The 24,497-nt window shown below is 67.1% G+C and carries 25 protein-coding genes; 9 read left to right on the top strand and 16 right to left on the bottom strand.

Annotated elements, in window-relative coordinates:
- Positions 1-95 precede the first annotated feature (95 nt).
- On the top strand, positions 96-740 hold the full coding sequence (locus N415_RS23095; protein ID WP_068187189.1) for a TetR family transcriptional regulator: 645 nt from the start codon (positions 96-98) through the stop codon (positions 738-740).
- Here the strand turns inward: N415_RS23095 and N415_RS30975 are convergent.
- The 13 genes from N415_RS30975 to N415_RS23030 all read right to left on the bottom strand — a co-directional run bounded on the left by N415_RS30975 (position 737) and on the right by N415_RS23030 (position 14,803).
- Positions 737-958 carry a hypothetical protein gene (locus N415_RS30975; RefSeq protein ID WP_081665446.1) on the bottom strand — a complete coding sequence of 74 codons (222 nt, stop codon included), beginning with the start codon at positions 956-958 and terminating at the stop codon, positions 737-739. The genes N415_RS23095 and N415_RS30975 overlap by 4 nt on opposite strands.
- Positions 959-1,070: 112 nt before the next feature.
- Positions 1,071-1,568 carry a hypothetical protein gene (locus N415_RS23085; RefSeq protein ID WP_152531536.1) on the bottom strand — a complete coding sequence of 166 codons (498 nt, stop codon included), beginning with the start codon at positions 1,566-1,568 and terminating at the stop codon, positions 1,071-1,073.
- 255 nt (positions 1,569-1,823) lie between these two features.
- Positions 1,824-3,374 (bottom strand): MlaD family protein, encoded by a 1,551-nt coding sequence (locus N415_RS23080; protein WP_068187068.1) that lies wholly within the window; start codon positions 3,372-3,374, stop codon positions 1,824-1,826.
- The gene (locus tag N415_RS23075) at positions 3,368-4,492 is read right to left on the bottom strand and encodes a virulence factor Mce family protein (protein WP_081665455.1); all 1,125 of its coding nucleotides are present in this window, start codon (positions 4,490-4,492) and stop codon (positions 3,368-3,370) included. The genes N415_RS23080 and N415_RS23075 overlap by 7 nt, the downstream gene beginning before the upstream one ends.
- Before the next feature lie 50 nt (positions 4,493-4,542).
- Positions 4,543-6,111 (bottom strand): virulence factor Mce family protein, encoded by a 1,569-nt coding sequence (locus N415_RS23070; protein WP_068187066.1) that lies wholly within the window; start codon positions 6,109-6,111, stop codon positions 4,543-4,545.
- Entirely contained in the window at positions 6,108-7,667 is a 1,560-nt protein-coding gene (locus N415_RS23065) for a virulence factor Mce family protein (protein WP_068187065.1), read from the bottom strand. Before N415_RS23065 ends, N415_RS23070 begins: the two co-directional genes overlap by 4 nt.
- A complete protein-coding gene (locus tag N415_RS23060) occupies positions 7,664-8,704 on the bottom strand; it encodes a virulence factor Mce family protein (RefSeq protein WP_068187064.1) in 1,041 nt (346 codons plus the stop codon). Before N415_RS23060 ends, N415_RS23065 begins: the two co-directional genes overlap by 4 nt.
- Complete coding sequence (locus N415_RS23055) at positions 8,701-10,026, bottom strand: MCE family protein (RefSeq protein ID WP_068187063.1); 1,326 nt, start codon at positions 10,024-10,026, stop codon at positions 8,701-8,703. The genes N415_RS23060 and N415_RS23055 overlap by 4 nt, the downstream gene beginning before the upstream one ends.
- A gap of 6 nt (positions 10,027-10,032) precedes the next feature.
- Positions 10,033-10,905, bottom strand: a complete 873-nt coding sequence (locus N415_RS23050) for an ABC transporter permease (protein ID WP_068187061.1) — start codon at positions 10,903-10,905, stop codon at positions 10,033-10,035.
- Positions 10,905-11,699 carry an ABC transporter permease gene (locus tag N415_RS23045; protein ID WP_068105881.1) on the bottom strand — a complete coding sequence of 265 codons (795 nt, stop codon included), beginning with the start codon at positions 11,697-11,699 and terminating at the stop codon, positions 10,905-10,907. The genes N415_RS23050 and N415_RS23045 overlap by 1 nt, the downstream gene beginning before the upstream one ends.
- A 570-nt stretch (positions 11,700-12,269) precedes the next feature.
- Complete coding sequence (locus N415_RS23040; RefSeq protein WP_239645671.1) at positions 12,270-12,908, bottom strand: TetR/AcrR family transcriptional regulator; 639 nt, start codon at positions 12,906-12,908, stop codon at positions 12,270-12,272.
- Between the two features lie 111 nt (positions 12,909-13,019).
- A complete protein-coding gene (locus tag N415_RS23035) occupies positions 13,020-13,334 on the bottom strand; it encodes a hypothetical protein (RefSeq protein WP_068187059.1) in 315 nt (104 codons plus the stop codon).
- A 125-nt stretch (positions 13,335-13,459) separates the two neighbouring features.
- On the bottom strand, positions 13,460-14,803 hold the full coding sequence (locus tag N415_RS23030) for an acyltransferase (RefSeq protein WP_068187184.1): 1,344 nt from the start codon (positions 14,801-14,803) through the stop codon (positions 13,460-13,462).
- A gap of 55 nt (positions 14,804-14,858) precedes the next feature.
- Here N415_RS23030 and N415_RS23025 point away from each other — a divergent pair, with 55 nt between their 5' ends.
- Positions 14,859-15,830, top strand: coding sequence for an aldo/keto reductase (locus N415_RS23025; RefSeq protein ID WP_068187182.1), 972 nt, complete (start codon positions 14,859-14,861; stop codon positions 15,828-15,830).
- The gene (locus N415_RS23020) at positions 15,815-16,813 is read left to right on the top strand and encodes an NAD-dependent epimerase/dehydratase family protein (RefSeq protein WP_068187057.1); all 999 of its coding nucleotides are present in this window, start codon (positions 15,815-15,817) and stop codon (positions 16,811-16,813) included. Before N415_RS23025 ends, N415_RS23020 begins: the two co-directional genes overlap by 16 nt.
- 3 nt (positions 16,814-16,816) lie before the next feature.
- Here the strand turns inward: N415_RS23020 and N415_RS23015 are convergent, their stop codons facing one another.
- The 3 genes from N415_RS23015 to N415_RS23005 are packed head-to-tail and all read right to left on the bottom strand — an operon-like array spanning position 16,817 to position 19,287.
- Positions 16,817-17,911: an NAD(P)-dependent oxidoreductase gene (locus tag N415_RS23015; RefSeq protein ID WP_068187056.1), complete on the bottom strand. Its 1,095-nt coding sequence runs from the start codon at positions 17,909-17,911 to the stop codon at positions 16,817-16,819.
- A gap of 7 nt (positions 17,912-17,918) precedes the next feature.
- Positions 17,919-18,437 carry a nuclear transport factor 2 family protein gene (locus tag N415_RS23010; protein WP_068187054.1) on the bottom strand — a complete coding sequence of 173 codons (519 nt, stop codon included), beginning with the start codon at positions 18,435-18,437 and terminating at the stop codon, positions 17,919-17,921.
- Between the two features lie 40 nt (positions 18,438-18,477).
- Positions 18,478-19,287: a thioesterase family protein gene (locus tag N415_RS23005; protein WP_193376494.1), complete on the bottom strand. Its 810-nt coding sequence runs from the start codon at positions 19,285-19,287 to the stop codon at positions 18,478-18,480.
- Positions 19,288-19,424: 137 nt separating this feature from the next.
- Between N415_RS23005 and N415_RS23000 the strand changes: the two genes are divergently transcribed.
- The 6 genes from N415_RS23000 (at position 19,425) to N415_RS22975 (ending at position 24,496) form a co-directional block, all read left to right on the top strand.
- On the top strand, positions 19,425-20,468 hold the full coding sequence (locus N415_RS23000) for an NAD(P)-dependent alcohol dehydrogenase (RefSeq protein ID WP_081665442.1): 1,044 nt from the start codon (positions 19,425-19,427) through the stop codon (positions 20,466-20,468).
- The gene (locus N415_RS22995) at positions 20,465-20,830 is read left to right on the top strand and encodes a DUF1801 domain-containing protein (protein WP_068187050.1); all 366 of its coding nucleotides are present in this window, start codon (positions 20,465-20,467) and stop codon (positions 20,828-20,830) included. Before N415_RS23000 ends, N415_RS22995 begins: the two co-directional genes overlap by 4 nt.
- Positions 20,831-20,917: 87 nt before the next feature.
- A complete protein-coding gene (locus N415_RS22990; RefSeq protein ID WP_068187046.1) occupies positions 20,918-22,165 on the top strand; it encodes an acyl-CoA dehydrogenase family protein in 1,248 nt (415 codons plus the stop codon).
- A complete protein-coding gene (locus N415_RS22985; protein ID WP_068187043.1) occupies positions 22,162-23,037 on the top strand; it encodes a hypothetical protein in 876 nt (291 codons plus the stop codon). Before N415_RS22990 ends, N415_RS22985 begins: the two co-directional genes overlap by 4 nt.
- A gap of 234 nt (positions 23,038-23,271) precedes the next feature.
- Positions 23,272-23,601 (top strand): DUF732 domain-containing protein, encoded by a 330-nt coding sequence (locus N415_RS22980; RefSeq protein ID WP_158090376.1) that lies wholly within the window; start codon positions 23,272-23,274, stop codon positions 23,599-23,601.
- Positions 23,602-23,713: 112 nt separating this feature from the next.
- Entirely contained in the window at positions 23,714-24,496 is a 783-nt protein-coding gene (locus N415_RS22975) for an SDR family oxidoreductase (protein WP_068187040.1), read from the top strand.
- The last annotated feature ends 1 nt before the right edge of the window (position 24,497 follow it).

Raw genomic sequence — 24,497 nt, 5'->3', positions numbered from 1 at the left:
GGGAACTGACGAAATCGTCACATACTCGGGCCGCGCCGTCAAGACCTATCTGACGAAATCCTCAAAAGTGATGCATAATCCTAAAGATGAGCGCGATGCCCGAAGCCCAGGACCAGCCCAGCCGCTTGGAACGGCGCAAACAGCGCACCAGGGCGGCGCTGATCGGCGCGGCCCAGCGCCTGATCGCCGAGGGCAAGACCAACGTGGCCGTTCTGGAGATCACCCAGGCCGCCGACGTGGGGATGGGTTCCTTCTATAACCACTTCGACAGCAAGGAGCAGCTGTTCGAGGCCGCGGTCGCCGACGTGCTCGACGCGCACGGGGCGCTGCTGGACCGGCTGACCGAGTCGATCGACGACCCGGCCGAAACCTTTGCCACCTGCTTCCGGTTGATCGGCCGGCTATTCCGCCGGCGGCCGCGGGAGAGCGACATCCTGCTGGCCAACGGGCTGGCGCTGCTGTCGTCCGATCGAGGCCTGGCCCCGCGGGCGCTGCGTGACATCAAGGCCGGCGTCGACATGGGCAGGTTCACGGTCGACGATCCCGAACTTGCCCTCTTTATGGCGGGCGGCGCCCTGCTCGGCCTGGGAAAGCTGTTGCGGGACAACCCGGATCGCGACGACGCACAGGCCGCCGACAGCGTGACCGAAAGCGTTCTGCGTCTTTTCGGGCTCAGCGCCGAGGATGCCCGCGCGGTGTGCCAACGCCCGCTGCCCGACGACGCGCTCGTCGAGGCCTAGCGGTGTCGGGTGTCGGTCGACCAAAGGTTCGCGCAGCCCGGGCATTGCAGGTTGACCACCGTCGCGCGGTTGCTCAGCAGGTACTGCCAGTGCGCGCCGCAGTTGCGCTGGCTGCGGCACTCCGAGCACTTGTCGCGGCCCCAGCCGCAATTCGGGCAGGGCAGCCAGGCGCGGCGGGACGCATCGGCGTGTGGGTGAAACGGGAACCTAACCGGCACAGTAAGTAAGCCTTCCTATCTAAATTGGTTAGGGTAGCCTACCCACATTGCCGGCGGCAAAACGCGCCGCAATGCCGATCAGATAAGAGCAGCCCCGCCTCGTAGGCGGCGATCAGGCCCCTTTGCGGGCGTCGTCCCCGGCGGCCGACACGATGTGGGCCACCAGCTTGCCGCCGCGGACGACCTCGATCGTGTGGCCCGCCGCGACCTTGTCGAAGTAGCGTCCCGCGCGCTTGCGCAGCTCGTCCAGCTCGATCCGGCGGCCAGCGTCCGCCGGCGGCGGGGGTGTCGCGCCCTCACCGGCCGACACGATTCGGGCCAATATCCGCCCGCCGCGGACGACGTAGACCGTCTCGCCGGCCGCGACCCGGTCGAAGCACCGCCCGGCGCGGGTTCGCAATTCCTCGAGCCCGACCCAGCCGCCCGCGTCGGAGGCCGGGGCTTTGACGGATCGCGCCGGGATGGGAGCCACCCTCCAGTCGCCGACCGGCAGGATTTGCGCCACCAGCTTGCCGCGACGGACGACATCGAGCGCCTCGCCGGCGGCAACCCGCTCGAGATATGCGCACGCGTCACTGCGGAGCTGGCCCAGGCCAATCACTTCCGGCATTTCGCTCCGATCTCCGACCTTCACCGACCTGGAGCGTGGGGGATGCGCCAACCCGACGATGCCCAAGTATATGACTGTACGTGCGGTCAGTGTCAATGACCTGGTCAGGCCGCTGAGGCGGCCCCGGAGGAGCCGCGCGACGTGCCTCCAGGCGTGCGGGTGCGGTCAGGTGGGGGAGGGCGACCCTCTTGTTGCCCAGGACCTTTGGGTATTGCTAAAAGCGTTGCAAATCAACGAGATTCACCGGACGCAAGCTCAGCGGGGCGGCGCCAGCATGTCCTTCCACCCGTCGTCCCCGGTTTTGGTCGAATTGTCGACCGCGTACTTCACGCCGTCGGGCCCCACGAAGTCGCCGCTCTGCGGGCTGTAAACCGCCGCCGGAGGGCCGCCCGGCGTGTAGACGCAGGGGTTCGGCTGCTGCCCGTTGCATTGGACGGTGCCCGACCCCGGGCGCTGTAACGGATCGCTGACGGGGGGCGGTGTCCCCGGAACCCGGTCGGAGGGTGCGGGATTCATGCCGTTGTTGACGGACGGCGCGGGTATCACCAGGCCCGGCTTGACCGGCTGATCACAGCGCGCCGCGGGCGCGGGGCAGGTCAGGATCTGGTTGGGGTCGCCGTACCAGGGGTTGGTGCCCGCGGGGACGTACGGTCTGGAGTCGCGACATTCGCGCGGCGTGGCGGCGCGTTTGCCGGGCACGTCGACACACGGCAGGTTGCGCGCCCCGCGCACCGCGTTGGCCGGAGCGTCCTGCGGGATCTTGCAATAGGTCCCGGACGGCATCGGCGCCAGGCTGGTGTCCGCCGGCGACCGCCACTGCGGTGCGGGGAGGAACCCCGTCAGACAGGGCGGCGGCTGGTTGATCGTCAGCGAGGTGCCGAGCGACGCGTAGCCCGGGAACGGCGTCGTCACGGTCTGGCCTTCCGAGGCGCCCTGCGGGTAGGAGACGAGCAATTGCTCGACGCCCTTGTGGTAGCGCTTGAGCATGTCCAGCACGATCTCGAGATTCGCCAGCGTCTGCGGCAGCGATTCGCGGACGTCGCCGAACACCGCATTGACCTGATCGGCGGTCGGCGCGCCCTGGGTCAGGATGCTTTGCACGTGCTGGTCGTTTTCCGCGCTCTGCGCGGCGAGGATGTCCAGGTTGTGCGACCACCGCTCGATCGAGTCGCCCGAGTTGACCTGGCTGTCGATGATCGGCCCGGAGTTTTGGATGATGTCGTTGACATCACCGATGTTGGTCTTGAAATCCCCGGCGATCGCCTGGGTCGCGTCGACCAGTCGTTGCAGCGCGGGCCCCAATCCGCCTACGGCTTGGGCGGTTTCGTCAAGCAGCGAGGAGATCTTGTCCTTGGGTAGCGCGGCCAGTCCGCGGTTCGCGGCGTCCAGCGCCGGACCGATGTCGGTGGGTATGGTGCCCTTGGTGATGGTCTGTCCCGGCTGGAAGTACTTGCCCGGGTTGCCGAGTGACACCAGATCTATGTACTGCTCACCGACCGCCGACACCGAATGCACGTTCGCCGTCGCGTCGATCGGGATCTTGAAGCGGTTGGCGATGCTCATGGTCACCCGCGCGCCCGACTTGGTCGGCTCGACGTCGGTGACCCTGCCGATGGTTTCGCCGCGGTAAGCCACGTTGGCCGTTTCGTACAGACCGCCCGAGGCCGGCAGGTCCGCGTGCAACGTGTACTGGCCGATCCCCGCCGCGGTGGGGATCCGCAGGTAGTACCCGCCGAGTGCGACCGCGGTGACGAGGCTGAGGAGGGCGAACAGGATCAGCTGACGCTTGATGAAGGGGGTCAGCATTGGCCTCGGTCCGCCCTTTCCACCAGCGGCCCGCCCGGGGCGTCGTTCGGGTTCGGCGTGTAGCGGACATCGGGGATCATCGTTTCGGGATCGCGGCCCCACGATTGCTCGAGCGCGCGCAGCGCTCCGGAGAATCCGGTCCCGGTCAGGATCGCGTTGTCGACGGAGCTCATGGTCAGGTCGAGCGTCAACGACAGGTTGAAGTAGTCGCCCCGGAACGACTTCGGGACGGCGTCGACGTCGAACGGCCGGACCAGGATCAGCTTCAGCGCGCGGATCAGATAGGGCGCGCCACGGCCCAGTTCCCGCAACGGGCATTGCAGCGCCAGCAGGTCCTGGTGCAGGTCGCCCCGGGAGGCGGACAGGTATTGGTCGGCGACCTGGCTGAGCCGGCCGGTCGCGTCGACCGCGTTGATCAACAGGTTCTGCTTGTCGGCGAAATGCTTGAGCAGGGGCGGGAATTCGGTGAGGACCCGATCGATGACGTCCGAGCGGGGACCCACGTACGCCAGCAGCCGGTTGGTGGAGTCGATGGCTCGGGTGATGTCATCGGTCTGCTCGTTGAGCCGGGCGGTGAAGGTGTCCAGCTTGCCGAGGAAGGCCCGGATCTGGTCGGCCCGGCCGTGCACGATGTTGTACACCTCGTTCTGCAGCGTTTCGAGGTTCGGGATGCCGCCGCCGCGCAAGATCATGGCGAGACTGGCCAGGGTCTGCTCGGTCGTGGGGTAAGCCGACGCGTTTTGCAACGGGATGGTGTCGCCCGGCCTCAGCGGCTCCGGCGAGGGGTTGGGTGGCGCGGCCAGCTCGATGTGCTGGGAGCCGAGCAGGCTGGTCTGTCCGATCTTGGCGGTCGCGTTCCGCGGCAACTTGACGCTCTTGTCCACCCGCAGCGTCAGCGTGGCCACCCAGTTCTTCAGGGCGATCGCGCGCACCGTGCCGACGAAGACATCGGCCACCCGCACCCGGCTGTTGTCGTTCAGGGCCAGCGTGTCGGGCATCTGCACGTAGATGATGTACGAGCCGGGCCCGCTGCCCGGGCCGCCCGGCATCGGCACGTTCGCGATTCCGTGCCACTTGGCGCAGGACGTCAGTGCCGCGGTGGCGACCAGCAGGGCCATCGCCTGCCGCGCCCGGTACCGGACGCGAATACCGAAGGCGCGCAGCGTGTTCACGATCCGAGTCCCGCCGAAACGGCCGCCTCAGCGGGCGGGGGTGTCGGTGCGACCGGCCCTGGGATCACCCCCGGCCCGGGCGCCGGCGGCGGGATCGGCACCTGCGGGGCGCGCACGCCGATGGGTGGCAGCACTGGGTTCTCGTCGTAGGCATTCGGTGGTCCCGGCGGCGTCTGCAGCCCCGATTGTGGGGGCGCGATGTCCGGGCCGCCCATCAGTTCGGCCAACGAGTCGGGGGTCAGCAGGCCCGCGGTGATCGGCCCCACCTGCTGCCCCTGCATCCCCGGGGCAACGACCCAGCCGGGCTGGGTGTTGCGGTGCGACAACGGGGTGTCGGGCACCCAGATCCCGGGCACCGTCGTGTCCTTGTACCCGTTCGGCGGCTGCAGCCGGGGCTCCGAGTAGGCGACTTCCTTGGGCAGCGTCTCGGCGGTGGAAAACAGGTTCAGCCCGAAGGGCAGGTAGTTGAACTTGATCGCATCGAGGACCGGCGCCAGGTATTGCGCACACAGTTCGGCGGAATCTTGGTAGCCCAGCCGGCTGCCGGCCTGAATCATGCTGCAGACGAACTGCATTGGGTTCGCGAAGTTCGGGATCGCCGGGATGGACATGACCGCGCCGTGCGTCGGGTGATAGATCTGGCTGAGGTTCGTCTCCAGCGTGGGCAGCACGTGCAGGGCGGTCTCCAAACCGTTCAGCGGATCGGGCTGCACCAGCGTGTTGGTCAGGGTGGCGAGGTTGTCGATGTCGCTCGTCAACACGCCGCGGTTCTTGTCCAAGAACGGCCGCAGCGTGGACAGGAGGGAGTCGAACTGCTGTATCGCCGTGGCCAGCTCGCGATCGGACCCGGTCAGCTTGTCGGTGAACTGGGCCAGGTTTTGGTTCAGCGCGACGAACTGCTGGTCGTCTTTGTGCAGGGCGTTGACGAACTGCGCCAGGCTGTGTACCACCGCGAAGAAGTCCCCGCGGCCCTCGTTCAGCGCGGTCAACGCCCGCGACAGGCTGTTCAGCGTGGTGTTGATCTGCTTGCCCTTGCCTGCCAGCCCGTCCGCGAACGACTCGATGGCGTCACCGAACGGGCCCTTCGGCTGCTCGGGTGTCGGGCCCAACTTGTTGATGACGTTGGCGACGCTCTGGCTCAGTTGGTCCCACTCCGTCGGGACCTGCGTGCGCTCGATGGGGATCACCGCGTTGTCGCCCATCACCGGGCCGCCCTTGTAGGGCGGCTCCAACTGAATGTTGCGCGACGCCACCAGGGTTGGGTTGACGATCACGGCGGACGCGTTGGCGGGCACCTTGTATTTGTTCTCGTAGTGAAACGTCACCCTCATCTTGTCGCCGGCCGGCTCGATCTTGTCGACCGCACCCACGCGGACGCCCATGATCTGCACCTTGTCCCCGGCATAGAGCGCGTTCGCCTCCGGGAAGTACGCGACCACCGTGTTGGTCGTCAGCTTGTTGTAGAGCTGCAACCCGAGGTATCCGGCCAGCACCGCCAGCGCCACCACCAGCACCCCGATGACCCTCCGGGCCCGCAGGTTACGAAATGTGTTGACGGCACTCAATTCTGGTTACCTCCCGTGATGCCGCTGCCTCCCGTGCCGCCGGGATTGATGAACGGGGCCGGCAGTTGATTCCCGGGTCCGGGCGGCGCGGGTGGCCCCGGAGGCAGGGCGGGCGCGAACGTTGACGGTGGCGGCAGCGGGCCGGCGGGCTGCAGGTTCTCGGTGCGCGCGCCCGGCGGGGTCTGGGCTGGCAGTGGCACGGGTGTGCCCGGCACGTCCGGCGGCGGATCGCCCGGCCGCCCGGCGATCGCGATACCCGGAGTCGGGGGCAGACCGTTCGGGTTCGGTGGCGAGGCCTGCACGTCCATCGGCGCCGGGAAGCTGCCGCCGAACGGGCCGACGCTTACGCCCGTGCACGGCAACGGGTTCCACGGCCGCGGCAGCGCGTCGGCCGGTGGTGTGTACGAGCACGCCGTTCCCGGCGGGACGGCCGGTCCCGGGTGACCGGGCGTGCCCTCCAGCACCGGAGGTGCCGGCGGTGGCGCCCCGTTGGGGAACCGGGTCCCGTTCGGGTCGGGCCAGCGGAACTCGGGCAGCCCGGCGCTGCGCCAGAAGTCCTCCGGATCGATACCACGTTTCTTGAAGGCGGCGTCGACGAACGGCTGCAGGATCCAGTACGGCAACAGGTTGGACAGCACGATCTTGAAGTACGGTCCCGACGCGACGGATTCGCCCAGCGATGCGGCGAATTGGCTGACATAGGTGAGGGTTTGGGCCAGGTCGTCCTTACGCGCCACCAGTACGTCGGTGATGGCGTGCAACTGCTCCAGCACGGGGTTGAGGTTGGGGTTGTCGTTGATGAACCCCTGCACCTGCGTCGAGAAGGCCGAAACGTTTTGCAGCAGGGCGTCGATGGCCCGGCCGCGCTCGTTGAACGCGCCCAGCAGCGTCTTGGCGTTGACCAGCAGTCGATTGACCTGTTCGCTGCGGTCACCGAGCACGCCGGCCACCTGGTGGGCCTGCGCGAGCAGGTGCTTGATCTGTTCGTCGCGCTTGCCGATGGTGTCGGAGAATTTGGTCAACCCGTCGAGCGTGGCGCTCAGGTGCGGGTAGGTCTGGTCGATGGTCTGCGACAAGACGTTCAGCGAGCGCTTGACGGTGTCGATGTCCCAGCCGGCGGCGGCCCTGGTGATGTCGAAGTTCGCGTCGTAGAGCTGATAGGGGGTGGTGCTTTGGCTCAGCGGCAAGACGCTGCCCGGCTTCAACGTCTGGTTTCCGCGCGGCTCGATCTCGAGAACTTTCTTGCCCAGGATGGTGTCGGTCTTGATCGCGAGCCGGCTCTCGGTGCCGATGGTGTTCGCGCCGATGTTGAACTTGATCAGGACATGATCGCCGTCGATCGCGAAGGACTCCACCTTGCCGACATTCACGCCGGTGATGCGCACCTTGTCGCCCTTGTTCAGTTGGCCGGTGTCGGTGAACTGACCGTAGAAGCTCGGAGTGGCGAAGATCATCGGCACGCTGGTGAAGCTTTGGCCGACCACGACGCCGAGAATCAACACCGTGATGCCCATGAGACCCACACGGCTGCGGTTGAATTCGGTCAGCGTTCTCATTGCGGCGAGCACCTGCCCGTGGGCTGCTGCCAGATCCTGACCGTCCGGACCGGGCCGCCGGCCTGCAGCCCGTTCCACTTGATCGTCAGGTCGCAGAGGTAGAAGTTCACCCAGTCGCCGTAGAGGCCGATGCTGCGCCCGATCAGGTTGAGCGCGGTCGGCGTCTTGTGGATCAGATCGCTGAGCTGATCGCGTTGGTCCACGAGCGGCTGCTGGAGCGCCTGCAGGTAGTCGATCTCCTTGTGCAGCAGAGCGCGGTTGTCGGCCAGCAGGTTGGCCACCGTTCCGGCGGCGTTGCTGATGTTCGCGGTGCCGGCGGCAAGCGGGTCGGCGTGGTTTTCCAGCCCGGTGATCAACCGCTCGAAGTTGTCGACCGTCTGGTCGAATTCCTTACGATGCCGAACCGTGGTGTCCAGCACCACATTCAGATTCTTGACCACCTCGCCGATCGCCTCGTCACGCTCCGCGAGGTGCGAGGTCAGCTGCGCGGTCTGGTCGAGGATGTCGTTGATGGTGCCGCCCTGACCCTGAAACACGGTGATGATCGCCGACGCGATGGTGTTGACCTTTTCCGGATCCAGCGCGCGGAACAGGGGTTTGAAACCACCGATCAGGGCGTCGAGATCTAAGGCCGGCGAGGTACGGGACAGCGGGATGAATCCGCCCGGCGGCAACACGCGATCGGCACCCGCACCGTCGCCGCGCTTGAGTTCCAGGAAGCGGTTGGCGAACAGGTCGAGGTAGCGGATCTGGGCGGTCGTCGACTGGTAGAGCGGAATCGAGCGGTCGACGGCGAAGTCCACCTGCGCCTTGCGGCCACCGTCGACCAGGCGCACCTTCTTGACCTTGCCGACCTCCACTCCCGAGGCGCGGACGAACTGGCCGTCTTTGAGGCCGCTGGCATTGCTGAACTCCGCGGTGTAGCTGTTGGTGCGGTTGAAGCGCAGCTGAGCGAACACGACCACGATCGAGACGGTGATCAGCGCCAGCACCAACGAGACGATGGCGAGCTTGATGGCGGAGCCGGTGATCTTCATGGGTTGATCGTGTTGTCCCCGACTTGGCGGCCCCACACGTACTCGATGGCGTACGGCGAGCCGGTGTCCAGATGGTTGTACGGCGCGAGGCTGGCGCCGGTGTCCAGCACCAGCTCGGGCGCGGGCCACAGGTCATGGGTGATGCCTTGCCAGCAACCCGGCGCACCCCCGGGCCCGCCGCGAGCGTTCACCCGCGGCAGATTGTCCGGGTACACATAGGGATTCGGCGCGCCGCCCACCAGCCCGGCCAGCCCGAGGAGCCCCATGGTGGCCACCGTGCCGGCCAGCCCCGGCAGCGTCAGGATGCCGCCCAACCCCGACGTCAGCTCGGTCATCGTCCTCAGCGCGTAGCCGTTGCCGCCGCCCGTCGTCGCGAAGGCCGCGGGTTCTTCGTCGTAGTAATTGCGGATGGTGCAGAAGAATTCGGGGCTGTAGGTGTCGAGCAGCTGGGCGGTGGGCACCAGATCCGCGGCGCCCCGCTGGAAGTAAGGGCCGCCCCGTCGGAAGATGTCTTCACCCGTGTTGCCCAACCCGGCCGCGGCCAGCAACGCGGCGTCCAGGTCGGCCTCCTGCCGGTGCAGGGTGCGCGCCGTGACCACCGCGTGGTTGAGGGCGTCCAACAGATCCGGTGCGGCGTTCGCGTAGGTGTCGCCGAGGGCCGCCAACCGCGCAATGTCGTGGCGGATCTGCGGCATTTGCGGATTGATGTCGTCAAGGATGGTGTTGCCGTTGACGATCGATTGCCCGAACTTGTCGCCCAGCCCGGTCAATGCCTGCGCGGCGGCGGCCAGCGTGAGGTTCACCTTGACCGGGTCCACCTTGTCCGCGATCGAGGTGATCGTCCCGAACAATGTGTTGAACTCCGTCGTCACCGACCGCGCCTCGATCACCTGACTCGTGGTAACGCGTTGCGGCGTCGGGTTTTTCGGAGAGGTCAACGACACATACTTGTTGCCGAACACCGTGGTCGCCTTGATATTGGCCTCCACGTTGGCCGGGATCAGGTCAATGTACTTGGGCTGGACGTCCAAGACGAACTTGGCCGCCGGCACGCCATCGCGCTGGATCTGCGAAATGCTGGCCACCCGGCCGATTTCCACCCCGTTGTAGGTGACCTTCGAATTCGGATCCATCACCAAACCGGACCGGGGGGCCACCATCGTCAGGGGCGTCTTCGGCGTGAGCCGGCCCCGGAACTGCAGCCACACGAACGACAACACCACCGCGGCGATCACCAAGAACACCACGGCCGCCGTCTTGTACGGCGGGATCCGTGGCGGGTGGTCCTTGATTTGCGGGGCCGAGGCGGTTGGGGTCGTCATGGGCGGCTACACCGTGAGGTTGAAGTTCGGGCTCTTGCCGTAGACCGCCATCGCGGTCAGCACGACGACGACAACGATCGTGATCAACGACAGCCGCATCGACCGGCCGACGGCTTCGCCGACGCCGACCGGCCCGCCGCTGGCGGTGTAGCCGTAGTAGCAGTGGGTGGTCATGACGACCACCGCGACCAGGATCACCTCCGCGAACGACCAGCCCACGTCGTTGAGGCGCAGGAATGTGTGGAAGTAGTGGTTGTACGTGCCGGCGGACTGCCCGTAGAAAAACACGGTGGTGACCTGCTGGGACACGAAGGCCAGGGTGATCGCCAACCCATAGAGCGGGATGATGACGACGAGACCCGCCACCACCCGGGTGGACGCCAGGAAGGCGACCGACCGGATGCTCATCACCTCCAGCGCGTCGATCTCCTCGCTGATGCGCATGGCGCCCAGTTCCGCGGTGGCGCCGGCACCGACCGTCGCGGCCAACGCCTGACCTGCGGCCACGGGCGCCACGAAGCGCACGTTGACCAGCGCGGCCAAGAACCCGGTGAACGCCTCGACACCGATGTTGCCCAGCGTCGCGTAGCCCTGGATGGCGACCAGCGAGCCCGCGGACAGCGTGATGAAGCCGACGATGGCGGCGGTGCCGCCGACCACGGCCATCGCGCCGGTGCCCATCCCCATCTGGGCGACCATCCGCAACATTTCCTTGCGGTAGCGGCGCATGGCGAAGGGGATCTGCCCGACGGCGGTCATCGCGAACCAGACCATCTGCCCTATCTCGACCAACGCCCGGGCCGGGGCCTCGCCGTATCGGCTGAGGCTGGCCCAGGAGAATCGGGCGGGCGCCGTGGAATCCGCTGCGGTGACGGTCATCAGCGCCCCGTCCCGAACCGGACACCGATGGTGGTCAGCGCCGCGTTGACCGCGAACAGCGCGATGAAGCAGAGCACCACCGTCTCGTTGACCGCGGTGCCCAGACCCTTGGACCCGCCACGGACGATGAGCCCGCGGTAACAGCCGACGAGGCCGGCGATCAGCCCGAACGTCGCGGCCTTGATGAACGCGATCACCACCTCGGGCAGGCCGGTCAGCGCCGTCAACGTGGACAGGTAGGCACCGCTCGAGACGTTCTGCAGGTAGACGCTGAAGAGGTAGCCGCCCCCGAGGCCGACCGCGACCACGAGGCCGTTGAGCAGCACCGCGACCATCGTCGAGGCGACGACGCGCGGCACCACCAGCCGGTGGATCGGGTCGATGCCAAGCACCTCGAGCGCGTCGATCTCCTCGCGGATGGTGCGGGCGCCGAGGTCGGCGCAGATGGCGGTGCCCCCGGCGCCGGCGACCACCAGCACGGTCACGATCGGGCCGAGCTGGGTGACCGCGCCGATCGCGGCACCGGCACCGGAGACGTCGGCGGCGCCGATCTCGGCCAGCAGCAGGTTGAGCGTGAAGATGAGCAGCACGGTCTCGGGGATGGACACCGCGATCGTCGGCAGCAGTGACACCCGCATGAGGAACCAGCCGGTCCAGATGAACTCGCGCCACTCGAACGGCTGCCTGAGGGCCTTGCCGGTCAGCACGCACATCCGAAAGAACCCGCCGGCGACTTCGGTGCCCGGCCGGATCCGTTGGCCCACTTTGCCGGCGAACGAGTGCGTGGTGGTCATCGGCGCGGCCCCCGAGGCGAATGCGTAACGATTCGCCGCTCTTTTGTCGGCCTTTCAGCTGAGTGTCGGGGCGGCGCGGGGGAGAGGCCGAGACGTCGGGCGTGGTTCCGATTCGCAGCCTTGCCCGTAGGGTGGGTAGGCCCCGAAAACCAGGTCGGCAGAACGCATTTCGATGGCGGCTCGAGTGATGACGCTTGCCGGCTGCCACGCGTCACGATCCGGCCCAGCGGTGCTCGGTGTAACCCCCGGCGTCGCGCATCATGCCGTTCGACGTGCTGGCCCACTCCGCGGTCCTCCCAGGCAGCGGCCCCGGTCCCCGCCCTTCGGTCCCACGCCGCCATCGTTTGCGCCACGCTGCAACTATCGCATTAGACCGTACGTGCGGTCAATAAATCGCAAATCTCGCCCGCTTTCGCCCAAAACATGGTGGGCGGTCCGCGGAACGCCCCGGTTTTATCAGGGGTTTTTGTGTCTCGTAGCGACTGCCGGCGCAGGCCGGCTCAGCGGTACGTATGCACGCCGACTATCGGCGAATTCGGCTGCCGCGCAGAGTGTTTTGGCGGTCAGTCGTCAGCGTCGCCCAGCCGTGACCGCGGCGAGGCACTCACGCACCACCGTGACGACGCCGGCGGACGGGTTTGCCCACTTGGCGAGCCCGAGGCGGTCGAGCAGGAGCCCGCCCAGAAACACGTCGACGAAAGCGGCGCCGACTTCTTCAGGCGTCCGGGAATCGGCCGGATCGAACCACACCCACATCCACTCCAGCGATCCCCACAGCTGCAGCGCCGCCAATTCGACGTCCACGCTTCGGAACACGCCGAGGTCGATCCCGTTGCGGATTTCGTCAATCGCGTGTGTCTGCAACTGATCGCGTAGCTTACGTACGTGCTGCATCGCCGGGTCGTCGGACAGTTGAACCACCTCGCGCTGGCTCGCGACCGTCGCGTGGCGCGCGCTCACCTGCAGCAGGGCGGAGGCGTAAATGATTGCCGCGATGCGCTCGTGCGGGGCGGCCAGGCGATCCCAGGCCATCCGCAGCACGTCGAGCTGGAGGGCCAGGTGGGTCTCTTCGAGCTCCCGCAGCATCTGGGCCTTGGTGCCGAAGTGATGGACGATCGTGCCCTTCGACATGCCGAGTTCGTCGGCGATGTCGCCGATATTTGTTCTGTCATAGCCACGTTCGGCGACGTAGCGGACGAACGCGTCCAAAATCTCGCCACGCCTGCCAGGCGACCTGGGCATCTTCAACCCTTCGGCATAACTAACCGTACGAACGGTCTATCATAGCGTTCGGCGCCGCGAATGCACGTAACGGTTTGGTCAGCGGGGCCCGCGGCGTGCCGCGCCGGGCCCGTCCGGCGCCGTCACGACATACATGTTCTCGCCGGGCGCAGAGTTGATCTCACCGGCGGCGTACACGGTCAGAAGTTCGGAGCCATCACGATCGGCGACGCACACGTAGGCGTCCGTCTCCGCGTCATATTCGAAACTGTCCCAAGCCAATACGAATGCCAAGCACTTGCCGTCGCGGTCCAGAACGACGAGCTTGTGCACCCCGGATTGCTTCAATACTTCGGCATCCTGGGCGCGCCCTCGAGGGCCGTGGTTGTTGGTGACCGCTAGGCTGTCTAACATCTGCGTACTCCCTTAGCGAGGGCGTTGGGACCTGCCAGAGACGTTTCTCCCAGATACGGCCTCCGACCAGGGCATTACGGCCCCTCTCAAGGGGCCGTAAGTCGCTTGCCAAACAGGCCGGGCCGTTATCCCCGGGGCGCCTGCGTCCGCCCTGTCGCCGGTGCCGGATCGACCGCGCCCCGGTCGGTCTTGGTCGGGCGAAGCGCCACCAGCAGCACGCCGCCGGCGAACAGCGCGGCGGTCACCCATGGTAGGCGGCCGTCCGGCGCGAACCCCGCGTAGGCGAAGAAATGCAGGCCGGCGGCGGCCAGCGCGGCACCGACCAGCATGGACACTTCCCCCCAGCGTTCGCTGACGGGCACACCCAGCATCGGCAGCGGGGCCGCGAAAACACGCCGCAACGACCACAACAACACGAGCTCGACCGCCGTCACGACGCCGAGGACGACCACCCACTCCAGCCGGGCCAGCCACCACAGCCCCGTTCCCTCCGGCGGTTGGGGCAGCAGACCCGCCGGATACGCGACGATTGCAACGATCACGACCGGGATCATGTGCCAGAGGTAAAGCGCCATCACGTTGTTGTTGCCGACGGCCAGCGCCCGCTTGACCCTGTCGGCGCGCAGCACGCGGTTCAGCGCGGGGGCGAGCGTTATCGCCAATCCACCCTGCGCGCATCCGAACGCCAGCAGCGCCGCGGTGGGTGGCGTCGTGTTGTCGATCGTCTGCCCAGGAACGCCGATCATGCTGACCGGATACATCCCCAGCCCGATCAGCAGCCCGAGCGCGATCGCCGAGCAGGCGGCCAGCACCACCGCTCTGCGGCCGCCCAGTAGCCCTCCGCGCCAAGCGATCCCGAGCTGGTAGAACGCCCCCCAGCACAGCAGGTAGTTAACCCAGCCAAGGTTGTGCACGTGGGCGCCGATCGAGAGGGCGTCGACCGCCACGACCGCAACCCCCAGCGCCGCCGGGGCCACGAGCCCCCAACGCCGGTGTGCCGCAACCGCAATCGGGGTGAGCGATACGACGATCAGGTAGACGGCCAGGAACCACAGGTGCATGGCCACGGCCCAACCCGCGTACTCCATCGTCGTACGGGCCACGTGGCCGACGTCGAGAACCGCAACCACCACCAACACCAGCGCCACATAGACCGCCGTCGGGCCCAGCACGCGGGCCAGCCGGTGCCGAAGCCAGGTCTGGCGCGACACACCGTCGGTTTCGCGCCGATGCGTCCAGGACAACGCGCCGGCGTAGCCGGCGACCAGAAAGAACGTCGGGACGGCCTGGAAGGGCCACGTCAGCCATTGGGTCCACGGTATGTCGACGAGCGGGTTCTGCCGACCGAAAGATCCGTCCTGATAAGTCACCGAGCCGGCCAACCAATGCCCCAGCACGATCAGGATCACACCCGACACGCGGTAGAAGTCGACCGCCAGATTGCGGGCCGGTCGCGCTGTGTCCTGCACGAGCGCAACGGTACCCGCCCGGTGGCCCGGAGGCGCCCGGCGCACAATGGGGGCCATGAAACGGGCTCATCTCGCGCAACTCGAAGTCGGACGGCTCGGCCTGGGCGCGATGGGCATGTCCGTCGCCTATGCCGGCGCCGGGACCGACGACGCCGAATCCATTCGCACCATCCATCGCGCCATCGACCTCGGCGTCACGTTGATCGACACCGCCGAGGTCTACGGGCCCTACGTGAACGAGGAACTCGTCGCCCGCGCCCTGCAGGGCCGCCGCGACCGGGTGGTGCTGGCGACAAAGTTCGGCCTGATCTCGCACACCGGCCGTAACGGCCTCGACAGCAGCCCCGCCAGCATCCGCACCGCGGTGGAGGGGTCCCTGAAGAGGCTGGCGACCGACCACATCGACCTCTACTACCAACACCGCCTCGATCGCGACACCCCGATCGAAGACACGGTCGGAGCCCTGGCCGAGCTAGTGGCGGCCGGAAAGATCCGGCACATCGGCCTTTCCGAGGTGGGCGTGAACACCATTCGCCGCGCCCACGCAGTGCATCCCATCACCGCTGTGCAGTCCGAGTACTCGTTGTGGACCCGCGACCCCGAAGAGGGTGTGCTAGATGTGCTGCGCGAACTGGGAATCGGGTTCGTCGCCTATTCGCCGCTGGGCCGCGGCTTCCTCACCGGCGCGATCCGCTCCACCGGGGAACTTCCCGACACCGACTTCCGCAAGACCCACCCGCGCTTCTCCGACGAGAACTTCCAGCACAACCTCAGGAGCGCGGACGAAGTGCGCGACATCGCCGCCGACGTCGGCGCGACTCCCGCACAGGTCGCCTTGGCCTGGCTGCTGGCGAAAGGTCCCGACATCGTGCCCATTCCGGGAACCAAGCGCGTGACGCGCCTCGAAGAAAACGTTGCCGCCGACACGGTCGAGCTCACCCCCGACCACTTAGCGAGGCTCGACCGACTCACCCCGGCCGCCGGGGACCGAAGCGCCCAAGCGACACAACAATGGATCGACCGCTAGTGGGCGCCAACAAGAAGCTGGTGATCGGGGCCAGCGGTTTCCTCGGGTCGCATGTCACGCGGCAGCTCGTCGCCTCGGGCGAAGATGTGCGAGTCATGTTGCGCCGCACCAGTTCCACCCAAGGGATCGACGACCTTCCCGTCGAGCGCTGCTACGGCGACGTCTTCGACGACGACGCCCTGCGCGCCGCGATGGCCGGCTGTGACGTCGTGTACTACTGCGTGGTCGACGCCCGGATGTGGCTGCGCGATCCGGCGCCATTGTTCCGCACCAACGTCGAAGGGCTGCGGCACGTTCTGGACGCCGCCCTGGATGCCGACCTGCAGAAGTTCGTATACACCAGCACCGCGGGCTCTTTGGCGATCAGCGACAGCCGGCCGGTCACCGAAGACGACCCGCACAACTGGGACCAGGGCGGCCCGTATATCGAGGCCCGGGTGGCCGGCGAGAACCTGCTGCTGTCGTACGCCCGCGAGCGGGGGCTGCCCGCCGTGGCGCTGTGCATCTCCACCACCTACGGTCCCGGTGATTGGGCGCCGACGCCGCACGGCTCCCTGATCGCCCTCGTCGCCAAGGGCCGTTTCCCGTTCTATTTCGGCTACTCGTCGGAGGTCGTGGGCATCGAAGATGCCGCCAGGGCAATGCTTTTGGCGGCGGAACGGGGACGAAACGGCGAGCGCTACATCGTCTCCGACCGATACATGAGCGGCCGGGAGCTGCACCAGATCGCCGCCACCGCCGTCGGCAGGCGCCCGCCGCGCATCGGCATCCTGATTTCGGTGCTGCGCGCCGGTGCGCGCGTCAACGATTTGGCGGCGCGGCTAATGCGCCGAGACCTTCCGTTCGCCTACGCGGGAATTCGCATGGCGGAGCTGATGTCGCCGCTCGACCACGGCAAGGCAGAACGCGAACTGGGGTGGAAACCGGAGCCCGTCGAAGACTCGATTCGCAAGGCCTCGGTCTTCTTCGCTTCCCGGAAGTAGCCCTTACTCGGCGGCGGCCAGCGCCGCCGGGCCGTACTTCTTCTCGATCAGCGCCCACGGGTCGGCGTACGGGCCCCGGCCCTCGGCGCGGCGCTGCAGCTTGAGCAGGGCGCGCAGCACCGGTCGCAGGATCGGGCCCAGCACGCGCAGGACGATGCGCATGCGGCCCTGGGATTGGGCGATCCAGGCGGTCGACTCGTGCCAATCGTGCTCCTGAAAGTCAAGCAGCGCTTGGGCTTCGGTGGTGTCGAACCATCCGGTGAAACTCCAGCCGCGGTCGTCGCCGGGGTCGCCGGGCAGGCTCGCCGAGGGGCCGAGCCGCCCGAGGCCCGCGGCGGTCATCAGGTCGTCCTCGAGGTCGCGCTGCAGCATTACGTACGATTCGTTGCCGCCGATCAGCACCACCTTGCCGGCAATGCTGGCACCCCGATCCACGGCGTTGGCGAACGCCAGCGCCACGTCGCGCGCGTCCACCATGTGGATGCGGTTGTCGCTGGGTAGCGAACGCATCAGGGTCAGGTGGTCGCCGCTGATGCCCGCCTGGGTGTCCGGCGAGATCACCCCACCCAGCCGGAACATCGCATACGGCAGGCCGCTGGCCCGGATCGCGGCCTCGGCCAGCACCTTGTCCTCGCCGTACTGGTCGATCGGCTGCACCGGGGTTTCCGGGGTGATGCGCTCGGGGTAGCGGTACGGATTGCGTGACCCGTAGACGGCGGCGCTGGAGGCCATCAGGAACAGCGGCGGATCGGGCAGCTGGGCGGCAGCCGCCAGCAGGGTCTCGGTGCCCCCGACGTTGACTCGTCGGGCCAGCGCGGGATTGCGATACGACGGCGGCGAGATGACGGCGGCGAGGTGAATGATCGCTTCGGGCCGGTGGGTCGCGATGAGATCGCCGACCGCCTCGGCGTCCAGCAGGTCGATGTAGGCCGGGATCAGCCTTCCGCCGCCCTCTGACAACTCGGCCGCGGCGGCGACGGTCTTGTCGGTCCGCAGGTCCGTGGCGACGACGGTGCGTCCCCGGTCGAGCAGGATCTGCGCGCATCGCCTGCCGACCTGGCCGAACGCGCCGGTGATCAAAATGGTGCCAGCACTCATCGGCGTATCACTGCTCCATCATTCGGCCGGCGAGCTTGGTGGCAACCCGCCGGATACGGTCGGAGATATAGATCGAGAACAGCGGGGTGACGATGTCCTCCCGCAGCCGAGTCAGCTTGGAGCTCTTGATGAGCCAGCGCCCGTCGATGCTCTCGTAGGTCTCGTGATAGTGGCCGTACCCGACCAGCGTCACCCCCGGCCCGAAGCGAACCACATCTTGCAGCGCCCACACCCCGCGCGCCGTCGTCGCCGACGTCAGCTCGATCTCGGGCGCGTGCACCTGGTGCGCCGTCGCCTGCGTGGGGCGGCCGATGCCTTTGCGGGTGAACGCCACGAACTCGTCGGCGCCGACGATCAGCTTGCCGCCGGCCTCGGACGTGTCGCTGACGAAGTCGTCGGCGAACAGCGCCCGCCACGCCGCCCAGTCCTTCGTGTCGAGGTACCGGCAGTAGCGGGCTTTGAGCTGTTTGATGGCCTCGATCGTCAGGAGCGTGGTGGCGTGATCTTCTGCGGCGCCCCCCGTCATCGCGGCCCAGCGTGACACTTCACCCCGAAACTGTAACCCTTCAGCCTTTGAAGTAGACGATCTGGTGGGTGGTGGCCAGCAGCACACCGTCGCGGGTCCATACCTGGGCGCTCTGGTCGAAGTAACCGCCGGAGAAGCGGTTGGCGTGGGCCGTGGCCAAGACGAAGTCGCCCCTTACGGCGTCAAGCTGGTCCTGAGCGGCAAGGAAATAGGTCGTCAACGAGATCGTCCCCGCGGGTGCGACGCCGCCGCGGCGCAGGAAGACCCGCGGGTAGAACACGTCGCTGAGGGCGGCGAGTGCCGGATAGTCGACGGGGCGTTGCGCTTTGTCACGCACCCACAACGTGGTCGTCGACGACGGACTGGGTCGCTCTTCGGCGCCCGGGAGCGGGCCTTCGGCGAACCGCATGTCGTAGAGGTCCGCCCAACGGACGACGTGACCCATGCTCCTGGGTTCGATCTCTTCCGGCGGCGGCGCGCTCGGCGGACGGGCTTCGGTGTCGGCCCAGCTCTCGCGGATCGTCGCGAACACCGCGGTCGCCGTGGCCTTGGCCTCGCCGTCCTGGCCGAGTTCGACGTTCCAGTGCTGATTGGTGCGGTTCGTGCGAACGACCCGAAGTGACAGGTCAAAGCTGCCGTCGGCGACCGGCGCGGCGAAGTTGACGGTCAACGCCAGCGGCTCACCGATCCGGTCGGGGTGCGTGTCCATGGCCCGCACCATGGCGGCCGCGGTGATCCCGCCGAACGGGCCCACCATGTTGGCCCATTCCGGATGGGTCGCGCCCCGCCTGACGTCGGCATCGATCACGCCGAGGTCGAGCGCGTTGTCAAAAGGGTGTGTACCCATCACGCGGATTCCTTGATCGCCATAGCATCAGGCGGTGGTCGCACGCCGATGCGAGTCGTCGGCAGACTACTTCCCGTCGGGCTTGGCCGCCGGGTTGGGGTCACGGCTGGTGCCACGCCGAACGTAAGGAGCCGAATCGCATGAGCATCCCCGATCGTCAGCGTGCGGTGGTGATGCCGGGGCCCGGTGCGCCCCTCGAGACCGTGGACAGGCCGGTCGATGAACCGGGCCCGGGCCAGGCGCTGGTCAGGGTGCGGGCGTCGAGTCTGAACTTTCACGACAACATCAACCTCATGGGGCTGCTCCCGGGCCCGTGGCCGCGCGTGCCGATGAGCGACGGCGCGGGAGAGGTCGTCGCGGTCGGGCCCGAGGTGGACGGGCTGCAAGTGGGCGACCGCGTCATGGGGGCGTTCCACCCCGGTTGGCTCGATGGGCCGCCCACGCCGGAATCGAAACGGGAGCTGCCCGGCGACACCGAAGACGGGTGGTTGCAGCAGTACCGCGTCGCCGCCGTGTCGGGTCTGGTCCGCACGCCCGCGCAACTCAGCGACGTCGAAGCCGCGACCGTGCCGTGTGCCGGCGTGACGGCCTTCAGTGCGCTGACGGAGGCCAACATCGGTGCCGGCGACGTCGTCGTCACCCAGGGAACCGGCGGCGTCTCGCTATTTACGGTGCAGCTCGCCCGGGCGCTGGGCGCCACTGTGATTTTGACGTCGTCGTCCGACGACAAGCTGAAAATTGGATCCGATTTGGGCGCAACGCATCTCATCAACTACCGCGTGACCCCGGACTGGGAGACCGAGGTGAAGCGACTGACCGCCGGAAGGGGCGCCGACCTGATCGTCGACCTTGGCGGGCCCGCCACTCTGGCGAAGTCGGTGCACTCAGGGCGGGTCGGAGGCACCGTAGCGGTGATCGGCATCCTCAGCGGATTCGACACGGCGCCCATCTCGGTCGCGGAAGTGATGCTCAACAACCTGCGGATCGTCGGAATCACGGTGGGCAGCGTGCAGTCGCAGCGGTCCCTCTGCGATTTAATATCGGCCACCGGCATCAAACCCCACATCAGCCACGTCTTCGACTGGCAGCAGCTGGACGAGGCGCTGGCGGTGATGCGTGCCGGCGAACACGTCGGCAAGATCGCCATCACCATCCCCGACGAAACCACCGGAAAGGCAACATGACGGACTCTCCCTCGAAGCTCATCGACGCCAGAATCAAAGAGCTGGGCGATTGGCGTGGCGAAATGCTTGCCCGCATACGGAAATTGATCAAGCAGGCCGACCCCGACGTGGTCGAGGAGTGGAAGTGGCGAGGTGTCCCGGTGTGGTACCACGACGGGATGATCTGCACCGGCGAGACCTACAAGAGCGTGGTCAAGGTGACGTTCGCCAAGGGCGCCTCGCTGGCGGACCCGTCGGGCCTCTTCAATTCGAGCCTCGACGGCAACACCCGCCGCGCCATCGATTTCCACGAGGGCGACGAGGTCGACGAGGAGGCGTTCGAGGCGCTCGTTTGCGCAGCGGTGGAGCTGAACGCGTCCTAGGCGACCTGTACAGTCGTCAAGCGGTGCTGTACAGTCGCCCAGCACAAGCCCGAGGAGGCCATCGGCGATGACGCACAGGCGAATTCGGTGACCGCCGAGTCGGTCGAAGAATTCCGCGGCCGCGCCAAAGCGTGGTTGGCCGCGAACCTGCCAAGGCTCGACTGCGAAGACGCGATGGTCCTCCAGCGCGACGAACTGGCGTCCTGGCGGCGCGCCCGCGAATTGCAAAGAAAGTTGTACGACGGCGGATTTGCCGGGATCTGCTTTCCCCGCGAGTACGGCGGCCTCGGGCTGAGCTACCAGTACAAGAAGGCGTTCGACGCCGAGGCGGCCGCCTACGAGACGCCCTTGCTGCTCAACGTCCCGTCGTTCGCCATTTGTTGCGCGACGATCCTGGACATGGGCACCGAGGAGCAGAAGCGCACGCACATCGGCGCGGCGCTGCGCGGCGACGAAGTGCTCGTCCAGCTGCTCTCCGAACCCAGCGGCGGTTCGGACCTCGCCGGGGTGATCACCCGCGCCGACCGCCGAGACGGGCGGTGGGTCATCAACGGCGCCAAGACATGGAGCACCTGGGCTTTCGCCGCCGACTACGGGCTGTGCCTGGCCCGAACCGACTGGGACGCACCCAAACACAACGGCCTGACGATGTTTTTGCTGCCGCTTCGACACCCCGGCGTGACGATCAACCGCATCCGTCAGGTCAACGGCTCGGTCGAGTTCTGCGAGGAGTTTTTCGACGACGTCGACGTGGGCGACGACGCCGTCGTCGGGGAACCGGGCAAGGGGTGGGACGTCGCGTCACGACAGCTTTACCACGAGCGCCGCACCATGGGCGACGGCTCCGAGTACACCAGCGGACCCGGAATCGCTGAGGCCGAAGACATTTCGATCGACCTGATGTCGTTGGTCGACAGCACCGGGCAGGGGGACAGCGAACGCGTCCGCGAGATGGTGGGCCGCGTCCTGGTCCACCGGGCCGTGCACGGGCAACTGAGCGAGCACGTCTACCACGCCGTCGTCGACGGATCGCTGCCTCCCGCCGGGGGATCGATCATCAGGCTCGACATGGCCGAGGTGCACGACGTCGAGAACGACACCGCCCTGGCCATTGCCGGTTCGGCCGGCGTGGTCGACGATGACGCGGGACTGCTTGGCATCGGCACGCGATATCTGGGCCGTCAGATCGCCAGCATCGGGGGCGGCACGACGGAGATGGCGCGCAACGTCATTGGCGAACGCGTCCTGAACTTTCCGCGCGAGTACGCCGCCGACCGCGGTGTGCCGTTCAACCAGGTGCGCCGGGGCAAAGCGGCAAAGGGGAACCAACAATGAGCGACCAACTTCGCGACATCCGAGAGCTGGCCAACGACGCCGGCGCCTACCGCGACGAGTTGTACCGGCGCTGGACCGGGCTGCTCAGCTATCGCTACATCGGCCGCAACCACTCGGCGATGAACATCGGCGAGACCGACGACACCGTCACCATTCGCCGCGACATGCGCAACGAGGCCGGTGGACTCATGGTGGCGCCGTTGGCGATCTCATCGCCGGAGGGATGCCAGACCGACATGGTCGCGGTGCCGAACCCGGTCATCGCGTCGGTACAGATCATCGACCCCGGCTACGACGTCACGCGGATCGAGATCGTCGGGTCGGGCATCGTGCACCAGGGCCGGACCATGGGTTACGGGCGGTGCAAGATCGTCGACGCCGACAACCCCGACCGGGTGATCGCGTTCAACGAGGGCCAGGGAGCCGTCATCGGTGTCCCGCCGGAAGGCCTTGGCAAGATGGACATTTCGGGCACCGAGCTGGTGATCGAGGACTCGCCCGATCTGCCCCCGCTGTGGCAGGCCTTCGGGGCCGCCAAGCGCGACGACGGCCATTGGGTGCTGCCCGCGCTGAGCGCCGAGCTCGCCTCACCGGACGCCGCGCTGCACATCGGGCCTCAGCACGTGGTCCTCGAGACCGCCGCGATCGACCTGGCCGCCGAGGTCGCCGGCACCCGGAAGCTTCAGGTCATCAGCTGGCACGTCATGTTCATGTCCCGCGGCAAGGTGGGCCCCTTCCGCGTCGAGGGCACGGCGCATGCCGGCGGGCCCGGACGCATCGGCGTGCGCATGCTCCTGCACGACGAAGGAAACGCGGACAAGGCCGTCACTTCCGCCGCGGCGATCTTCGAAACGGTGACCCGCGGCATTTAATTCAGCCGGAATTAACGGCCAACGGCCGGTAAAGCTTTCGCCGGCCTCGGCCTTTGCGTTCATGGGCGCTTGACGCGTGCGACCTGGCCAGCAACGATCATTGCTATAGACAATGATCGACATTAGACACGGTGGATGCTAGAAACAGTCCGATGTGTAATTTCGGCGGTTCGGGTCAATCCGAACTACGTGTCGAACCTTGAAAGTGATGGGGGAACGATGATGCAGCACAGAATGGCAAGGAAGGTTTCTGCCTGTGCGCTCGGCGCGCTGGCGACTCTGATGCTGGCGCCGTCGACCGTCGCGCGTGCCGACCAGACGGACCAGGATTTCACCAGCTATCTGCAGGCGCATGGCGTCGACCTCGGTAGCCCGGCGCTGGACGTGAAGGCGGCGCAGATGATGTGCAAAGACCTCAACGCCGGCTACAGCCAGAAGGACGAGATAGACCAACTGACGGGCTCGCATCGGTTGAACGAGGCCCAAGCCCAAATGTTCGTCGCCGCGGCAACCGCGGACTACTGCCCCGCAAAGCACCCGCCGAGCAAGCCGAGCAGCAGCTAACGGCGCGCGTCGGGTCGCGACTGCGGGGATCGCGACGCGTCGAAGCCCTGGTCATACATCTGTGTGCGTCTGTATGGTGCAAAAAACGCACCGGCACGACAGGAGACGCATAGTGGCAGACCGGTTGACGGGGAAGGTCGCGCTCGTCAGTGGCGGGGCTCGGGGGATGGGCGCTTCGCATGTGCGGACCCTGGTCGCTGAGGGGGCCAAGGTGGTGTTCGGCGACATCCTCGACGACGAGGGCAAGGCCGTCGCGGCCGAGCTCGGCGACACCGTGCGCTACGTGCATCTGGACGTCACCAAACCCGAACAGTGGGAAGCCGCGGTGGCCACCGCCGTTACCGAGTTCGGCGGGGTCGACGTCCTGGTGAACAACGCCGGCATCATCAACATCGGCACGTTTGAGGACTACGAGCTCTCGGAGTGGCAGCGCATCCTCGACATCAACCTGACGGGAGTGTTCCTCGGCATCCGCGCCGTGGTGAAACCCATGAAGGAAGCGGGACGGGGATCGATCATCAACATCTCCTCGATCGAAGGCATGGCCGGCACCATCGGTTGCCACGGGTATACCGCAACGAAATTCGCGGTCCGCGGGTTGACGAAGTCGGCCGCGCTGGAACTCGGGCCCAGCGGAATCCGGGTCAACTCGATTCATCCCGGGCTCATCAAGACGCCGATGACCGAATGGGTCCCCGAAGACATCTTCAATACCGCGGTGGGCCGGATCGGCGAGCCGAAGGAGGTGTCCAGTCTCGTGGTGTATCTGGCCAGCGATGAGTCCAGCTACTCGACCGGCTCGGAGTTCGTGGTCGACGGCGGCACCACCGCGGGCCTGGCACACAAGGACTTCTCCGTGGTCGACGCCAGCCAGCAGCCCGAGTGGGTGACGTAGC

The sequence above is a fragment of the Mycobacterium sp. UM_CSW genome, from assembly GCF_000455205.1.
GTDB lineage: Bacteria > Actinomycetota > Actinomycetes > Mycobacteriales > Mycobacteriaceae > Mycobacterium.
The sequence above is the reverse complement of the archived record's forward strand: the minus strand, read 5'-3'. Positions and strand labels throughout refer to the sequence as shown.